General features: G+C 58.8%; 15 protein-coding genes. 7 read left to right on the top strand and 8 right to left on the bottom strand.

Going from position 1 to position 16,357, the window contains the following annotated elements; translation table 11 throughout:
- Positions 1 to 6: 6 nt before the first annotated feature.
- Genes DPEP_RS04295 through DPEP_RS04280 form a run of 4 tightly spaced genes read right to left on the bottom strand, consistent with a single transcriptional unit; the run spans position 7 to position 4,321 of the window.
- Entirely contained in the window at positions 7 to 1,227 is a 1,221-nt protein-coding gene (locus DPEP_RS04295; RefSeq protein ID WP_005659910.1) for an ABC transporter permease, read from the bottom strand.
- A complete protein-coding gene (locus DPEP_RS04290) occupies positions 1,224 to 1,919 on the bottom strand; it encodes an ABC transporter ATP-binding protein (protein WP_005659909.1) in 696 nt (231 codons plus the stop codon). Before DPEP_RS04290 ends, DPEP_RS04295 begins: the two co-directional genes overlap by 4 nt.
- Positions 1,891 to 3,072 carry an efflux RND transporter periplasmic adaptor subunit gene (locus DPEP_RS13040; protein WP_005659907.1) on the bottom strand — a complete coding sequence of 394 codons (1,182 nt, stop codon included), beginning with the start codon at positions 3,070 to 3,072 and terminating at the stop codon, positions 1,891 to 1,893. The genes DPEP_RS04290 and DPEP_RS13040 overlap by 29 nt, the downstream gene beginning before the upstream one ends.
- Before the next feature lie 4 nt (positions 3,073 to 3,076).
- Positions 3,077 to 4,321 (bottom strand): TolC family protein, encoded by a 1,245-nt coding sequence (locus DPEP_RS04280; RefSeq protein WP_005659905.1) that lies wholly within the window; start codon positions 4,319 to 4,321, stop codon positions 3,077 to 3,079.
- A 189-nt stretch (positions 4,322 to 4,510) separates the two neighbouring features.
- Between DPEP_RS04280 and DPEP_RS04275 the strand changes: the two genes are divergently transcribed.
- Together DPEP_RS04275 and DPEP_RS04270 are read left to right on the top strand one after the other, a co-directional pair.
- A complete protein-coding gene (locus DPEP_RS04275; RefSeq protein ID WP_005659904.1) occupies positions 4,511 to 5,707 on the top strand; it encodes a Tm-1-like ATP-binding domain-containing protein in 1,197 nt (398 codons plus the stop codon).
- Between the two features lie 15 nt (positions 5,708 to 5,722).
- Positions 5,723 to 6,556, top strand: a complete 834-nt coding sequence (locus tag DPEP_RS04270; protein WP_005659902.1) for a phosphoenolpyruvate hydrolase family protein — start codon at positions 5,723 to 5,725, stop codon at positions 6,554 to 6,556.
- A gap of 108 nt (positions 6,557 to 6,664) precedes the next feature.
- Here the strand turns inward: DPEP_RS04270 and DPEP_RS04265 are convergent, their stop codons facing one another.
- Both DPEP_RS04265 and DPEP_RS04260 read right to left on the bottom strand, forming a co-directional pair.
- Positions 6,665 to 6,949, bottom strand: coding sequence for a hypothetical protein (locus tag DPEP_RS04265; protein ID WP_156775071.1), 285 nt, complete (start codon positions 6,947 to 6,949; stop codon positions 6,665 to 6,667).
- Positions 6,950 to 7,229: 280 nt separating this feature from the next.
- Positions 7,230 to 8,246, bottom strand: coding sequence for an ATP-binding protein (locus DPEP_RS04260; protein ID WP_005659896.1), 1,017 nt, complete (start codon positions 8,244 to 8,246; stop codon positions 7,230 to 7,232).
- A gap of 137 nt (positions 8,247 to 8,383) precedes the next feature.
- On the opposite strand from DPEP_RS04260, the gene kdsB reads away from it, so the two are divergent.
- The 4 genes from kdsB (at position 8,384) to DPEP_RS12695 (ending at position 13,025) form a co-directional block, all read left to right on the top strand.
- A complete protein-coding gene (gene kdsB, locus DPEP_RS04255) occupies positions 8,384 to 9,118 on the top strand; it encodes a 3-deoxy-manno-octulosonate cytidylyltransferase (protein WP_005659894.1) in 735 nt (244 codons plus the stop codon).
- Positions 9,115 to 10,272 (top strand): iron-containing alcohol dehydrogenase, encoded by a 1,158-nt coding sequence (locus DPEP_RS04250; protein WP_005659893.1) that lies wholly within the window; start codon positions 9,115 to 9,117, stop codon positions 10,270 to 10,272. The genes kdsB and DPEP_RS04250 overlap by 4 nt, the downstream gene beginning before the upstream one ends.
- Positions 10,273 to 11,457, top strand: a complete 1,185-nt coding sequence (locus DPEP_RS04245; protein ID WP_005659891.1) for a DegT/DnrJ/EryC1/StrS family aminotransferase — start codon at positions 10,273 to 10,275, stop codon at positions 11,455 to 11,457. It abuts the gene before it with no gap.
- 110 nt (positions 11,458 to 11,567) lie between these two features.
- A complete protein-coding gene (locus DPEP_RS12695) occupies positions 11,568 to 13,025 on the top strand; it encodes a chromate transporter (RefSeq protein WP_005659889.1) in 1,458 nt (485 codons plus the stop codon).
- Here the strand turns inward: DPEP_RS12695 and DPEP_RS04235 are convergent.
- Both DPEP_RS04235 and DPEP_RS04230 read right to left on the bottom strand, forming a co-directional pair.
- Complete coding sequence (locus DPEP_RS04235) at positions 13,012 to 13,530, bottom strand: hypothetical protein (protein WP_005659887.1); 519 nt, start codon at positions 13,528 to 13,530, stop codon at positions 13,012 to 13,014. The genes DPEP_RS12695 and DPEP_RS04235 overlap by 14 nt on opposite strands.
- Entirely contained in the window at positions 13,527 to 14,570 is a 1,044-nt protein-coding gene (locus tag DPEP_RS04230) for an AAA family ATPase (protein WP_005659885.1), read from the bottom strand. Before DPEP_RS04230 ends, DPEP_RS04235 begins: the two co-directional genes overlap by 4 nt.
- 118 nt (positions 14,571 to 14,688) lie before the next feature.
- Between DPEP_RS04230 and DPEP_RS04225 the strand changes: the two genes are divergently transcribed.
- Complete coding sequence (locus DPEP_RS04225; RefSeq protein ID WP_005659883.1) at positions 14,689 to 16,296, top strand: gamma-glutamyltransferase family protein; 1,608 nt, start codon at positions 14,689 to 14,691, stop codon at positions 16,294 to 16,296.
- Positions 16,297 to 16,357: the final 61 nt, after the last annotated feature.

Below are 16,357 nucleotides of genomic sequence, written 5' to 3'. Positions count from 1 at the left end.
CTGGTTTTATTCGTGTCTCAGAGCGTCTATGGGGTTCAGCCTTGCTGCCTTGGCCGCCGGGTAGTAGCCGAAGAACATCCCCGTCGCGGCGGACACCCCTACAGCCAGAACCACCGCGAAGACCGGCACGGAGGTGTTCCAGCCGGTGACCTTGGTTATGGAGAGGGCCCCTCCCCAGCCCAGGGCAACCCCTACCAGACCGCCTATCAGAGACAGAAGCAGCGCCTCCGTCATGAACTGGATCCTTATGTCCGTGGCGGTGGCTCCTACCGCCATCCGTATGCCTACCTCCCTGGTCCTCTCGGTGACGGAGACCAGCATTATATTCATTATACCTATGCCTCCCACCAAAAGAGAGACAGACGCCACAGCGGTTAATAGCATGGTCATAACACCCGTGGCGGACTTGGTAGCCTCGACCATCTGAGTGACGTTCTGCACCCTGAAATCGTCCTCTTCGCCCTCCTTTATCCTGTGCCTCTGCCGGAGCAGCGCCTCTATCTCATTCTGGGCGGCGTTGAGCCTTTCGGGAGAGGACGATTTCACGAATATCGACCCCACCCGACCGGGTGTCCTGGAGGGGGACAGCCTCTTCCTGGCGGTGGTGAAGGGAACCAGGACTATGTCGTCCTCGTCTCCCATCATGGACTCTCCCTTGCTCTTCAGCAGGCCTATCACATTGAAGGGAACCTTCCCTATTCGGACCGACGCACCTATGGGGTCAGCCGAACCGAAAAGCTCGTCCGCCACGGTCTCTCCGAGAAGGCACACCTTGGCGGCCCCTCTCTCCTCGGTGGAGGTGAAGTTCCGTCCGTCCTCGATCTCCCAGTCCTTGACCGTGAGGAACGGACCGGTGGTCCCGGTTATCCTGGTGGACCAGTTCGTGTTGCCCTGTACCACCTGGGCGGAGAAGTTCACCACAGGGGCCACCGCCGTCACAGAGGGACACTCGATCCCTATCGCCTCGGCGTCCTTGACGTTCAGCGTCTGGACCGAGCCGGACCGAACCCCTCCGGTACGGAACACGTCGGGTCGTATGAAGAGCATGTTGCTCCCCAGGGAGTTCATCTTTGCCGATATCTCCTCCCTGGCCCCCGTCCCTACGGCGAACATTATGATCACCGCCACCACGCCTATCACTATGCCCAGCACGGTCAGGGCTGACCTCATCTTGTTGGCCCACAGGGCCTTGGTGGCTATATGGGCGGTCTGGATAGGGGATATCACGATTCCTGCCTCCTGTCCTCGACGAGTCTGCCGTCTCTGAAGGTTATCACCCTCCTAGCGAACACCGCCATGTCGGGCTCGTGGGTTATCAGTATTACCGTGATCCCCTGCTCGTCGTTGAGGGTCCTGAAAAGCCTCATTATCTCCTCGCTGTTGGCGCTGTCCAGGTTCCCCGTGGGCTCGTCGGCCAGTATCAGAGGAGCCCGGTTTACCAGGGCCCTGGCTATGGCCACCCTCTGCTGCTGTCCTCCGGACATCTGGTGCGGCATGTGATCCATCCTGTCTCCCAGTCCCACCAGGTCCAGCGACTCGGCGGCCCTCCTGTGGCGTTCCGAAGGGGACACCCCGGCGTAGACCATGGGCAGCTCCACATTCTCCAGGGCGCTGGTTCGTGAGAGCAGGTTGAAGCCCTGGAAGACGAAGCCTATGGAGTCACGCCTGACGTGAGCCAGCTCGTCCGGCTTCATCTCCGCAACGTCCCTGCCGTCCAGAACGTAGCTTCCTGATGTGGGCACGTCCAGACATCCCAGCATGTTCATCATGGTGGACTTTCCCGAGCCGGAGGGCCCCATTATGGCGGCGAACTCGCCCCGGTCTATCTCGAAGCTGACCCCCTGAAGGGCGTGGACCTCCTGGCTTCCAAGGACGTAGCTTTTCCGCAGATCACGGACGTCTACCAGGGCTTGGTCCAAAGAGTCCGCCCCCCTTCTTCTCCGACGATCCGTCGGAGGATACCTCGACCACCACCTGGGTCTCCTCGGACACCTCTCCGGAAACCTGAACCCATCTGTTCTCGGCCAGACCGGTCTTCACCGGTATGGGAACGGGACTGTCGCCGGACAGTGTGAATAGGATCCCGTTGCCGTTGAGGGATCCGCCGTGGGGCTCTCCTTCCTGTGTTGGTATATCCACCCTGAGGGCGGCGGACGGGGCCATGAGCACGTCCTCTCGACGGTCCGTCACCACCGCCACCTCCGCCGTCATGCCGGGGTAGAGGGACAGGTCGTCGTTGGAGACCCCTATCTCCACCGTGTAGGTGACGACGTTGTCCGTCTCCGTAGGAGCCAGCCTTATCCTGTCCACCTTGCCGGAGAAGGTTCTGTTTGGGTAGGCGTCCACGGTGAAGGAGACGTCCTGACCTTCCTTCACCGATCCGATGTCGGCCTCGTCTATGTCGGCCTCGACCCTCATGCGTCTCAGGTCCTCCGCTATGGTGAAGAGTTCCGGGGCGGACAAACTGGCCGCCACCGTCTGTCCCTCGTCCACCTCCTTGGCAGTCACCACCCCGTTTATGGGGGACACTATCTCCGTGTGGGCCAGATCTATCTCTGAACTGCTCAGTGCCGCCCTGGCCTGGGCTACCTTGCCCTCCAGAGCCCTCAGAGTGGCCCTGGCCGTCGCAACCGAGAGCTCCGCGTCGTCCAGATCCACCTTGGCTATAAGGTTCCGCCCTACCAGCTCTTTCTTTCTCGCCAGGGCCCTGTTTGCGTGTGCCAGAGAGGCTTTGCCCTCGGCCAGGTCGGCCTGGGCGGTCAGAAGCGCCGCTTCTGCCTTGTCCACGTTCGCCTGAAACAGAGTGGGGTCTATCCTGGCCAGGAGCTGTCCCTTGGTCACCTCGTCGTTGTAGTCCACCAGCACCTCCGAGAGGTTGCCCGACACCTGGCTTCCGACCAGAACGGTGTTTATCGCCTCCAGCGTCCCGGTGGCGGACACCGTCTTCACCATGTCGCCCCTTCGAAGCGACTCGGTCCTGTAGGAAATCCTCTGCTTTTCTCCGTCGCCCCGATACCACCAGATCCCCGCTCCGATCGTCGCGATCAGAATCAGTGCAAATAGCTTCTTCATGATCCTACATCCTTCCCATGGCCTGTTTCAGAGCGGCCAGAGCTGTCTCCCTGTCGTATCTGGATTGAGAGAGGGAGAGCCTCGCCTCTCCGTAGGTCGTCACTGCATCGGCCACCTCGGTTGGGCTTCCCTCTCCCACCTCGTACCGTCCGTTGGCCAGCTTCAGGTTGGCCTCGGCCTGTTTCACCGTCTCTTTTGCCACCATCACGCTCTGGTCCGCCTCGTCCAGTGCCAGCCAGGCCTTTCTAACAGCCAGCTCCACCTTCTGACGCTCCGACTCTGCCTTCGCCTTGGCGGACTTGAGGTTTCCTCTGGCCTCGTCGGTATCCGCCGCGGTCTGGCCTCCGTCCGATATGGGAACGGTCCCCTTGACGCTTACGGACCATTCCCCGTCCTCGAAGGGAGCGTCTCCGTTCCAGGAAAAGCCTCCGGTCGCGCTTATCGTGGGGGACAGCCCTCTGGCGGCCAGCTTCAGAGAGCTTTTGGCCTTGGCCACAGAGTGGCCGTAGGACTTGAGGTCCGGATGTTCCGCCATGGCCGTCGATATGGCCTCGGCTAGGGTCTCCACCGGACGGCGTTCCGGAGCAAGGTCCGCTATCTCGTATGGCTCCATGTCCGGACGGCCCATCGAGTGGTTCAGCTGATGCCTAGCCAGCTCCACGGCGTGTTGGGCCTTTACCAGGTCGAGCTGAGCCTTGCTCAGGTTGACCCTGGCCTGGGTGACGTCTATCAGGGCCTTTTCCCCGACGTCGTAGAACCCCTTGGCTATCTCCAGATGCTTGACGTCCTGCTTGACTATCTCCTCGGCGATCGACCGGGCCTCCAGAGAGTCCAGCAGGTCGCAGTAGGCCTCGACTATGGAATATCTGAGTCCCTGAAGGGTGGAGATGCCGTCGGCCTCGGTGGACATCATTCCCTCCCTGCTGGCCTGTACCGAGAGCCTGGTCTGACCTGAGTCGAATATACGCTGGGTCAGCCCCACCGAGCCGGAGTGGCCTCCGTCGTCTCCCTCGGAGCGGCTGTACTGGTCCGAGGCCGATATGGTGGTTCTCCAGCTGGAGCCGGAGCCGGATACCCTGGCTCTGGCTGCGTCCAGGTCGCCCTCCGCGGAAATGAGATCCGGGTGGGTGGAGGCCATCTTGAGACAGTCCTCCAGCGTAAGTATCCTGGCCTCCGCCGATGCGGCCCCCGTCGCTATCGTCACCGTCGCCAGAGCGGCGATCAGATATCCGGTCACTCTATCGATCATGAAGGGATCATCTCCTCTTGTCCGTATTCGACTCATATAATACTCGTAAAGGAACTCTCGGTCCGTAAAGAAATGTCATGGTTTACCTCGGACGACCCCGGCGGGTTTGGTGGTATCATGATAGTGGAATATAAAGGTCCATTGCGTTTATTCAGCCATGTTTCCTATGTGTAGAAGGAGGGATAGAGATTGAAGAAAGCCTTCATCATCGGTACCTGCGACACCAAGTTCGCCGAACTTGACTATGGCCGGAGGTTGATAGACCAGGCCGGAATCGAGACCGTTCTAGTGGACGTCGGCAGCATGGAACACGCTTTTCCGGTGGATATCACGAATCGGGAGGTAGCGTCGTTCCATCCGGAGGGAGCGGATTTTCTCGCAGATCCTACCGATCGGGGTAAAACCGTGTCCGCCATGGGAGTCGCTCTGGAAAGATTTCTGCTCAGTCGGGACGACGTCGGAGGGGTGTTGGGAATGGGAGGAAGCGGCAATACCTCCCTGGTCACCCAGGGTATGAGGGTACTGCCCATAGGAACTCCCAGGATGATGGTCTCCACCATGGGATCGGGAGATGTGTCTCCCTACGTGGGTCCCAACGACATCTGCATGGTATATTCCGTAACCGACATAGCAGGTCTGAACTCGATCTCCCGAAGGGTCATAGGCAACGCGGCTCACGGCCTGGCGGGGATGATGACTCGGCCTATTCCGGAGGTCGCCGGAGAGAGACCGCTCTTGGGGCTGTCCATGTTCGGGGTCACCACCCCCTGCGTCGAGACCATAAGGGAGATAATAGGCGACGAATACGAATGCATGGTCTTCCACGCAACCGGAACGGGCGGCATGTCGCTCGAGAAGCTGGTCGACTCGGGAATGATGACCTCGGTTATAGACGTCACCTTGACGGAGATATGCGACCACCTCATGGGAGGAGTCCTCTCCGCCGGAGAGGATCGCCTGGGTGCCTTCATAAGGACCGGCATACCCTACGTCGGTTCCGTAGGGGCCCAGGACATGGTCAACTTCGGTCCTATGGACACCGTTCCGGAGAGATACTCGGAGCGCAACCTGTACGTCCACAATCCTCAGGTAACCTTGATGCGGACAACCGATGAGGAAAACCGGACCATGGGAAGATGGATAGGCGAAAAGCTCAACCGCCTAACCGGGCCGGTCCGCTTCCTATTACCAGAGAAGGGAGTCTCCATGATAGACGCCCCGGGAATGCCCTTCTACGATCCGGAGGCGGATGAGGCGCTTTTCTCCGCCTTGGAGGATACCTTCGTCCAGACCGAGGCCAAAAAACTCCTGAGGCTTCCCTATCACGTCAACGACAGGGAGTTCGCCCAGGCACTTGTGGATAACTTTAGGGAAATATCCGAATAAAGAGGAGGTTTTACGGTGAAACTTGTCGAGAAAAGGGAAGAGCTCATCAGAAATTTCCGTAACATGATCGCCGAGGGCAAGCCCATAGTGGGAGGTGGCGCTGGAACGGGGATCTCCGCCAAGTGGGAGGAGGCCGGAGGAATCGACCTCATAGTCATATACAACTCCGGACGATACCGCATGGCGGGTCGAGGCTCCCTGGCGGGGCTCATGGCCTACGGCAACGCCAACGAGATAGTCAAGGAGATGGCCTACGAGGTTCTCCCGGTGGTTCGATCCACCCCGGTCTTGGCCGGCATCAACGGCACCGATCCCTTCGTCATATGGGATATGTTCTTCCGTGAGCTGGAGGAGCTGGGGTTCGTAGGGGTACAGAACTTTCCGACCGTAGGACTCATAGACGGCGTCTTCCGCCAGAACCTGGAGGAGACCGGCATGGGCTACGCCTTGGAGGTGGAGGCTATCCGTAAGGCCTCTCAGGCGGGCTTCCTGACCACTCCCTACGTGTTCAGCGCCGAGGACGCCGCGGCTATGACCGAGGCCGGGGCGGACATAATAGTCTGTCACATGGGGTTGACCACCAAGGGATCCATAGGCGCAAAGACCTCCAAGACCCTGGACGACTGTGTAGGGCTGATCGACCAGTGGGCCGCAGCCGCCAGAGAGGTCCGTGAGGACGTCATCGTGCTTTGTCACGGAGGTCCTATAGCCATGCCCGACGACGCCCAGTACGTTCTAGAAAAATGCACCGGCATCAACGGTTTCTACGGAGCCAGCAGCATGGAGCGACTGCCCACCGAGGTAGCCATAAAGGAACAGATAGAGAAGTTCAAGAAACTGACGTTCTGATTTTGGGACTCTAACCGCCATATACCGAACTGTATGTAGAGTGTTGTTATACCAGGACGGCTACTCAAATAATGGGTAACCGTCCTGTTTAGTTTAATCTTAAGGAACTCAGCTCGCTAGACCGAATTTTTTAGCCATCTCTTCGTTGATGACGACCACGTTCTCACTCTTTACCCGCCATATCCGGGTGAAAGGGGCTAGTTTTTTCTTTAAACTGTCGCTGATGGGCTCGAGCCATTCCAGAGGATGGTCTTTGATGACTAAAACTATCTTGATCTCTATCGCCCCGTAATCCTGTCTCTTAAAGAAAGAGGGGGCGTCGTAGCTTTCTCCGTGCCGTCCTATTGCCCCGGAGATCAAAAGCTGGAGGGTATTGCTGAGTTTACTCGTCACCTTCTCCATGTAAACCTCAAAAGGGTTTTCCAGTCTTTTTGATGTCTTGTCCTTCGGGGCGGGGCTTGAGGATTTAGGCTCCACCATCCACATAAATCTGGCTTTCGATGTCGACTTATCCACGTCCTTAAGCAGTATGAACTCCGCTATTTGGACTTTCCCGTTTTTTGGTTTGTCTTCTCGTAGAGGGTGCTATTCTCTATCGGGTAAACGAGCTTCGGATCGAAAGGCCCAAACGATATGCCCGATTCCTCTATCGTCAGGGTGTCGTTGGAGGCGGTCATGATAGGCTCATTTCCACCTGTTCCTGATACAGCTGGATGGATTCGTTCACTATCGGGTTGTCCGGCATGCCATCGATTAGGTTTGCCGAGCTACAGTCGGATTCGGATATGGACATGACCGGAATCGACATCTCCTTCTTTCTACTCATCAGAAGTGCCTTTTTAAGCACGAAGTACGAATGGGTTGCGAGAAAAAACTGAATACCTCGATCGGCCAAAACGGCCAAGATATCCAAGAAATCAGATATGGCTTTAGGATGCAGGGCGGCCTCAACCTCGTCTATGAAGACCACCGATCCTGGAGAGAGATAACGATTTCCCAAAAGGGTGTCCAAAATGGCTATCTTTTTTATCCCCTCCGCTGTCGTTCCTATGGCGAACTTCTCGTTGCCGACCTTGAACGACCAGCGTCGAGCCTCGTCGTCGTATTCAACCCGTCCCCCCAATAGACCTTTCAGGTTTTCTCTAGATTGGGCGAATTCGGTGAAGTTTTTTCCCCTAGTCGGTTTTATCGAGAGGACCTTGGCCAGATCGAAATAGGTATCGTCGAAACCGAAAACCTGGTCTACCTCTCTAGACCTGAGAACGACGTGATGGATGGACAGGAGCTCCTTCGCCGGGATGAATATTGAATTGTCCTTTCTGAAGGAGCCTTCCCAGCCTATCTTAGTTATCTGTTTGGTGGTGTCCTTGCCGAAGGAATATTCCAGCTCGTCCCCGTCTATGACGGCTCTCATCCGAAGTTTTTCGTCGCTTCCCTTCGTCACCAGATCGCCGATCTTTTCGGCCTGAAACGTCCAGTGTAGTTTGCGGGCAAGCAGATCCGCCAGTGAGGACTGTCTGTCGTCGCCTCGTCCGGACATCTCTATGGAGCGGACGGCGCTGTAAAGGGCCTTCAAGAGGAAGGTCTTCCCCCTGCCGTTTTCGCCTATGACCAGGTTTATCTTTCCTAGATCGGGCCAATGCAGGTGTTTCAGAGGGCCAAAATTATTCAGGTCGACTTTCTCTATCATAATCCTCGCTCCTTCTTCAACGTAATTTCTCTCCCTACCGAGTCATTGTAACCCATCTCAAACGTTTTATTCGTGCCACTATCGCCCCTAGTCTGTGATACTTCTACGTGAAAGGAAAAAAGATGGAGGTGAAAGACTTGATCGAGACCCTGGCGGTGATACCCGCTCGGTACGGCAGCACGAGGCTTCCGGCCAAGCCCTTGATGGAAATAGGAGGGGTCCCTCTGGTGATCAGGGTGCTTCGCAACGCTCTGAGGTGCCGTGGCGTGGACAGGACCCTGGTGGCCACCGACGACGATAGGATCGCCTCGGTCGTCGAGGACTGGGGAGGAGAGGCCATGATGACTCCGAAGGACCTTCCATCCGGAGGGGATCGGGTGGCCTACGTGGCGGAGCGAATAGAGTCCAGATACGTGCTGAACATCCAGGGAGACGACCCCCTGGTCGGTCCGGAGATGGTGGATCCCCTGATGGAAGCCCTTAAGAGCGATCCCTCGGTGCCCCTCGCCGTGCTGGCCAAGAGGATAGAGCGGCCCGAGGAGATCGACTCGCCCGACATAGTGAAGATGGTCTTCGATAAAAGGGGAAACGCCCTATATTTCAGTCGTTCCCCTATACCGTACCGCAGAGTAGGAGAGGCTGCCTGCTATAAGCACATAGGGCCCTACGCATATAGGAGAGACTTTCTGTTGCGTTTTTCCAGCTGGGATCAGACCGAACTGGAGCGCTCAGAGAGCCTGGAGATGCTCCGGGTCCTCGAGAGGGGATACCCCATCAGGTGCGTGGAGACCTACAGGGACACTATAGAGATAGACACCATGGAGGACGTAAAGTCCCTAGAGAGATATCTTCAGGAGGTAGAGGACGAATGAATTTCGATATGTTCATGGCTGGAAGGATCTCCTTCGGTGCCGGAGTGTCGGCTACGGTAGGAGAAAAGGCGAAGGCTCTAGGAGCCTCCAAGGTCATGTTGGTGACCGACGAGACCATGGTCTCCATAGGAACGGCTGAACGTATAACCTCCTATCTGGAGGAGGCGGGCCTTTCCGTAGAGACGTTCTCCCAAGTGGAGCCCGAGCCGTCGGTGGAGACGGTAGACCTGGCGGCGGACCGGCTCAAGGCCACAGGATGCGACCTCGTCGTGGGGCTGGGAGGAGGAAGCTCTATGGACGTTGCCAAGGCGGTCAGCGTCCTGGCCACCAACGAGGGCTCCGCCGGGGCCTATCAGGGACTGGGTCTGGTCGAGAAGCCCGGCATCCCCAAGATAACCATACCGACAACCGCCGGAACCGGTTCGGAGGTCACCTTTACCGCCGTGTTGATTCGCAAGAGCGACGGAGTCAAGGGCGGAATAAACTCGGACTACCTATATCCGGACTGTAGTCTGTTGGACCCGGAGCTCACCCTATCCATGCCCAAAAAGGTCACAACCGAGACCGGCATGGACGCCCTGGCCCACGCCCTGGAGGCCTACACCAGCCGCCAGGCATCTCCCTTCAGCGATACGATGGCCGAGGCTGCAATAGCCAGGATCGGCAGATACCTCAGGGTCGCAGCCTTGAATGGGAACGATATCGAGGCCAGGAGCGAGATGATGCTTGCCGCTCTCTTCGGAGGGGTCGCCCTGGCCAACGCCGGAGTCACCGCCTGCCACTCCATGGCCTACCCTCTGGGCGCGGTCTTCGGGGTGGGGCACGGTCTTTCCAACGCACTGCTCCTTCCCTATGTGGTTCGTTTCAACGCCATGGCGGCGCCGGAGAAATTCGCCAGGGCCGCGGAACTCCTGGGCGGAACTAACTACTCGGAGGGGCTCTTCGACAGGGCCGTCGACTGTGCCGATAGGCTGGACGAGCTGGTCCACGACCTGGATCTGCCGACGAACCTGAGAGAGCTGGAGGTCGGCATAGCCCCGGAGAACTTCGAAGACATGGCGAAAAGGGCCATGGCCGTCGCCAGACCTATGGAGAACAACCCCAGGGACATAACTCTGGAGCAAGTCATATCTATCTACGAGGAGGCCTTTTAAATGCCCGGTTTCGAGCTTTTCGATCACAGAGAAATAGACGCGGTAGCGGACGTCATCGGCAGAAAGATGGTCCATCGCTACTCCTTCAACGACTGCCGTGACGGCATATACAGGGTTGAGGAGTTCGAGAACGCCGTGGCCGAAATGGTCGGATCCCGCTTCTGCCTCGCGGTCAGCAGTGGAACTGCCGCCCTTTACGTCGGACTCAAGGCCATGGGAATAGAGCCGGGAGACCGGATAATCACCTCTCCCTTCACCTTCATAGCCACGGTGGAGGCCATAACCGAGTGCGGCGCCGTGCCTGTCTTCGCCGACGTGGATGAAAGCCTGAACATGGATCCCCGGTCTGTCGAGCCCCTCATAGACGACAGGACCAAGGCTGTGATGCCGGTCCACATGTTCGGCTCCGCGGCGGACATGGACCCAATAGCGAAAATATGTTCCGCCCACGGCCTGACCCTCCTGGAGGACTCGTGCCAGGCCATGGGGGCCACCTACAAGGGCAGATACGTCGGAACTATCGGAGCCTGGGGGCCCTACAGCCTCGATCCCTACAAGCTTCTCACCGTGGGAGAGGGAGGACTCGTGGTCACGGACGACGAGGAGCTTTACCGGACAATGGAATACGCCCACGACCACGGTCACGTCCACGACAAATCGATCGATCGCGGCGCCGAGCGCAAAAGCGGTCTGGGAATGAACTTCAGGATGAGCGAGATCCAGGGTGCCATCGGATTAGTCCAGGTGGACAAAATGCCGGGGGCCGTAAAGGCCCTCAGGGAGAACAAGGCCAAAGTCCTGAAATCGGTGGGAGACATCCCCGGCCTTGTCCGTCGGTCCTTCGCGGACCAGGATGGTGAGATAGCCACTCAGCTGGTCTACATCCTTCCGGACGGAGAGTCGGCGAAGAGATTCCAGGCCGCCTCCGGCGAGGCCGGAGTGGGGTGCGGTATCCTCTCGGGCAACACCTGGCACTACGCCAGGCATTGGGATTCCCTGAGGGACTGGGCCGAAAGGACGAGGGCCCGGGGCATAGACGCTCCCGAGTATCTTCCGGAGGATATGGCGGTCACAGAGGGAATCCTCTCCAGGGCGGTGGTCTACGGCATAGGAGTGACCGCCTCGGACGAATCGCTGGAGACCATGGCGAAGGCCATAAAGGCCGGAGCCGCCGCGGCCCTTTAACGAGCCTCCTCTTCGTCGGCACCTTCCTGACCCTCATAGTCGTGCCGGTGCTATACTCGGTGTTTCACGGGGTCACAGACGAATAATCGACGAACGAGGAGGCGAGGTTTTTGTTATTCAAGGTTTTTGCGGCTTTTCTGAGGGCCGGTTTTCTGGGATTCGGAGGAGGGGCCGCCATAGCCCCGGCAATACATAAAGAGGCTGTCGATAGATACGGCTGGGTGGACGACGGCACCTTCAACGACGTACTGGCGTTGTCGAACACCCTGCCGGGGCCGGCGGCCCCTCAGATGTCGGCGGTCATAGGCTACAGGGCGGCGGGGATCGGCGGAATGCTTGCGGCCGTCTCCGCTCTGGTGGTCCCCATGGCTGTGCTGGTTGTGGTCCTCATATCCTGGATCTTCTCCGCCGTGGGGGAGAGCGCCGACAAGATGTTGCTCCTGAAGAGGAGCACCGTGGCCGTGTTCCCCCTGGTGTCGGCCATGCTCTGTCGGCTGATGCTCAAGTTCTACCGTCAGGGGTCGGAGGCCATAGGTCCCGTCAGGACGGTGCTGTTCTCTCTGGTATGTCTGGCTCTTCTCTACCTGGGGGTGGACAACGGCTTCGTCATATTGGCCATGATCTCCCTGGCGATCACCTCGGCTGCTCCCTGGCCCAGGTGGTTCTGCTACATCATGGTGGTGCCGGTTGCGACTCTGCTTTTCGTCCACAGCGACCTCGTTTCGACGTTGAGCATGACCGTTCCGGATTACCTGGAATGGTCGGTGGTGCTGGGGCTTCTGGTAGCCGGGGCCGTCGGGCTTTGGACCACCCCTGCGGAAAACGGGCTTCCAGACTCGACCGGCGAGGCTGGGCTACGTCCGGTTCTAGGAGACCTCGGGCGGATCTGGGCGGTGGTTCTGGCGGTCTGCGTGCCGTTGGTGATGTTCTGTCCCCTTCTTCGATCCTCCGCCTATCTGGCACTGCTGGCCGGGATGACCTTTACCGGACTCATGACCTTCGGAGGCGGGCCGGTGTTCATCCCACTTGCCATAGGGCTTCTGGCCGGGCCGTCGTCTCAGATATTCCTCTACACCAAGGAAAGACTCATGCAATACATAGCTATAGTAAACGCCCTGCCGTCTCCCATAATATCCAAGCTCTCCGCCGTCTCCGGCTGGGACATGGTGCGGAGGGTGGCCGATTCGGGAACAGCCTATTCCGGTCCCCTTTGGCTTTGGGCGTCGGCGGGAGGGGCCATCCTGGTGGTCGCCATGGTGCTCCCGGCGGTCACGAACTCGCTGGTCGCCTTCTCCTGTCTCGACAGGATAAAGAGATCTCCGGGTATGAAGGCCATGACCAAGTTTATCCTTCCCGTTCTCATGGCCATATTCCTGTCGGTCTTCATCTCCTTTATGGAGACCACCTTTCATACCGTAGCCTCCTTCCCGGGACAATCGGCTATATCGTCGGGGTTGCAGTGTGTCTGGCTCTTCTGCCTCTTCCTGTGGCTACAGACCCGCCTGCGCAGGATACCCGACCCCCTCTTGATACTGGCCGCCGTGGCCTACGGGGTCATCGTCCTCTAGGGGCGCACCTCTTTATGGGGTATTTCGGCAGATAGCGCCTCCAGCCGTCCACCGTCACAACGGCGCAGTCCTTCACGTAGGGATGGCTCCAGGGCCGGTCGGATTCCCATCTCAGCTTGGAGAGGATCCTCTCCTTGGTGGCCAGAAGCTGGGCCGCCTCCACAGGGGTCCTCTCCAGACCCAGAAGAAGCACGAAAAGGATGGGCTTATCATCCAGTCCCATGAGGTGCAGGTAGCAGTAGCTGTCCCTGGCCTTGGGGATCAGCCTTCCCGCCAGATACTCGTCTCCCGAAAGTCGTCTCACGAAGGAATGCCTCTCCCTCTCCGGGGCACCCTGGTCCGACGGATCCTTCACCTCCACCATTATGGTCCGTTCCCTTTCCACTATGACGAAGTCCACCAGAGCCATTCCTATGGGACGGGCCTCTCCCGGCTCGTCCAGCTTTATCCAGCTCTCCGCCGCCGAGAGGTTTAGGAACAGCTCCTTCTCCCTGGTCCAGCTCAACTTTCTCCCCCCTCCGATTCCAGAAGGGCCCTGGTGGCGTCCCTGTGGTAGAGGTCCATGAATACCTGGGAGATTACGTTGGGGTGAAGCGACGGATAATCCTCCGTGGAGGAAATGTCTATCCCCCTGCCGTTTCGGAACAGGGCGTGGAAACGGACGTCGTCTTCCTCCTTCGACCTGAGGTCCAGCTCCTTGAGCACCACGTAATCGTGGGTGGCCAGAAAAACCTGGACCCCCCTTCTCTGTATCGCCAGGACGACCTCCATCATCGGCCCTATGGCTGACGGATTTACGTTCGCCTCCGGCTCGTCCCAGAAGAGGACGCTCCCTCCCGTAAGGGTTCCGTTTCGTATCAGCCTCCAGAGAACGCCGAGCTTTCTGAGCCCCTCCGCCATCAGGGGGAACTCCAGGTCGTCGTATTCGGACTGAAGGAAAAAGCCTCCCTCTCTCTCCACCACCTGGCCGCCTATACGCCGCTCCAGATCCAGGGCCAGCTCCGCCATATCCTCGTCCAGAGGTGCGGCCGGTTGGGCCATCGCCCTCTCTATTACGTCGGCATAGGTATCGTCGAAGGCCAGCCGTCCCGCCCGATGAAGCGCCGTGAAGTTCGGAGCGTGGACCAGCATCTCCTTAACGGGCAGAAAAACGCTCTCGAGGGGGTGGGCCAGCCACTCCCTCTCTCCCACCATCTCCACCTCGCCGGGGCTATCCGTGCTATCGTCGAAGGAACATAGAATGTGGTCCTCTCCGCCGTCTCTCGTCTTCCTGATCTCTATGGCACCGGAGGAGAGCTCCTCTCCCCGCCGCACCAGACGTCCGATACGTCCGCCCAGGGGCATGAACAGCCTGGTCAGTTTCTCGGGAAAACTCCTCTGGCCCAGCGAAGCCTCGCAGGCTCCGTAGAGAAACTTCATCATGTGAGACTTACCCGAACCTCCCTCTCCCACCAGCACGTTCAGTCCCGGCGAAAAACGTCCCGTGACGGAGGAGAAGGCGGTCAGGTTTTTCAACGTCACCGACGAAAGGTAACCCTTGTTCATGTCCATCACCCCTTTGGGCTATTGTAAGACAAAAACCTTACGATTTCCTATCGATATTCTGCCTCCATCGTATAATGAAAGATGAAGTCGGAGATTGAGACAAGGAGGGAGATAAGGAATGAAGACTTTCGATCCTCAGCGCTACAGATATCCGTCCAGACGGGCTCTGGTCTATGGTTCCCGTGGAATGGTGGCTACCTCCCACCCTCAGGCCGCCCAGGCCGGTCTGGATACACTCAAAAAAGGGGGAAACGCAGTCGACGCGGCAATCGCCACAGCTGCGGCCTTGACGGTGGTGGAGCCCACCAGCAACGGCCTGGGCAGCGACGCCTTCGCCATAATATGCAAAGACGGAAGGCTCTACGGCATAAACGGCAGCGGACCTTCCCCCAGGGCCCTGACGAGAGACCTATTAAATAGGAAGGGACTTTCCCGGTTGCCCTCTATGGGGTGGCTTCCCGTATGTGTTCCCGGAGCCGTCGCAACCTGGGCGGCCATGTCCAAGAGGATGGGCCGTCTGCCCCTATCGGAGGTTCTGGCCCCGGCGGTGGATCTGGCGAAACAGGGCGTGGCCGTGCCTCCCACAGTGTCGAAAAACTGGAGATTGGCCCTGGAAAAATACGGAACCTCCGGCGACCCCGCCCTTTCGCCGTGGAAAGATACCTTCGTGTTCGACGGAAAAACCCCCGAGCCGGGAGATATCGTCCGTCTGGTGCACCACGGCAGAACCTTGGAGCTGATAGCCAGTTCAGACGGCAGAGACCTTTACCGAGGCGAGCTGGCCGATAAAATCGTGACCTTCGCCTCCGAAACAGGCGGTCTCCTCGCCTCCGAGGACCTGGAGGGATACTCTCCCGAATGGGTGGAGCCCCTTTCCGTGGACTACGGAGGCCTTACCGTATGGGAACTGCCGCCGAACGGCCAGGGCATGGTCGCCCTGATGGCCCTGGGGATACTGGAGGGCCTGGAATCCTCCGATCCTAACTCGCCCGAGTCGGTCCACCGCTCCATAGAGGCCCTGAAGCTGGCCTTCGCTGACGGACACCGCTACATATGCGACCCCCACATGGCGGATGTCCCGGTGGATCGTCTGCTATCCGACGGCTATCTTGCCGAACGGCGTCGCCTGCTGGGAGACAGGGCCGCTCGGCCCGAGCCCGGCGATCCCCACTCGGGCGGCACCGTCTACCTGGCGACGGCCGACGGTTTCGGCAACATGGTCTCCATGATACAGAGCAACTACACCGGCTTCGGTTCCGGCGTCGTCGTCCCCGGAACGGGAATAGCCCTAAACAACAGGGGGCTGGGCTTCTCGATGGAGCCGGGCCATCCCAACGAGATCATGCCGGGAAAAAGGCCCTACCACACCATAATTCCCGGCTTTCTCACGAAGGGCGGCGAACCCCTGGGGCCCTTCGGTGTAATGGGAGGCTACATGCAGCCTCAGGGGCACCTTCAGGTCGTAACCAACCTGGTCCGGAGGGGGATGAACCCTCAGGAGGCTCTTGACGCCCCCAGATGGCAGTGGACCGGCGGGCTGGACGTCTCGGTGGAGCAATCCTTCCCGTCCGACATGGCTAGGGCCCTCTCCCGGATGGGTCACCACATAACGGTGGTCCTCGAACCGGACTCTTTCGGCAGAGGACAGATAATACTGAAAACCGACAAAGGTAGCCTGGTGGGAGCCACAGAGCCCAGAGCGGACGGAACCGTGGCTACCTGGTGACGAGCCTATTCAAGGATATATCGCCGTGGTAGTATAGGTAATACCACGGATGACTTGGAGG

The sequence above is a fragment of the Dethiosulfovibrio peptidovorans DSM 11002 genome (assembly GCF_000172975.1).
In the GTDB taxonomy this organism is placed as follows: domain Bacteria; phylum Synergistota; class Synergistia; order Synergistales; family Dethiosulfovibrionaceae; genus Dethiosulfovibrio; species Dethiosulfovibrio peptidovorans.
The sequence above is the reverse complement of the archived record's forward strand: the minus strand, read 5'-3'. Positions and strand labels throughout refer to the sequence as shown.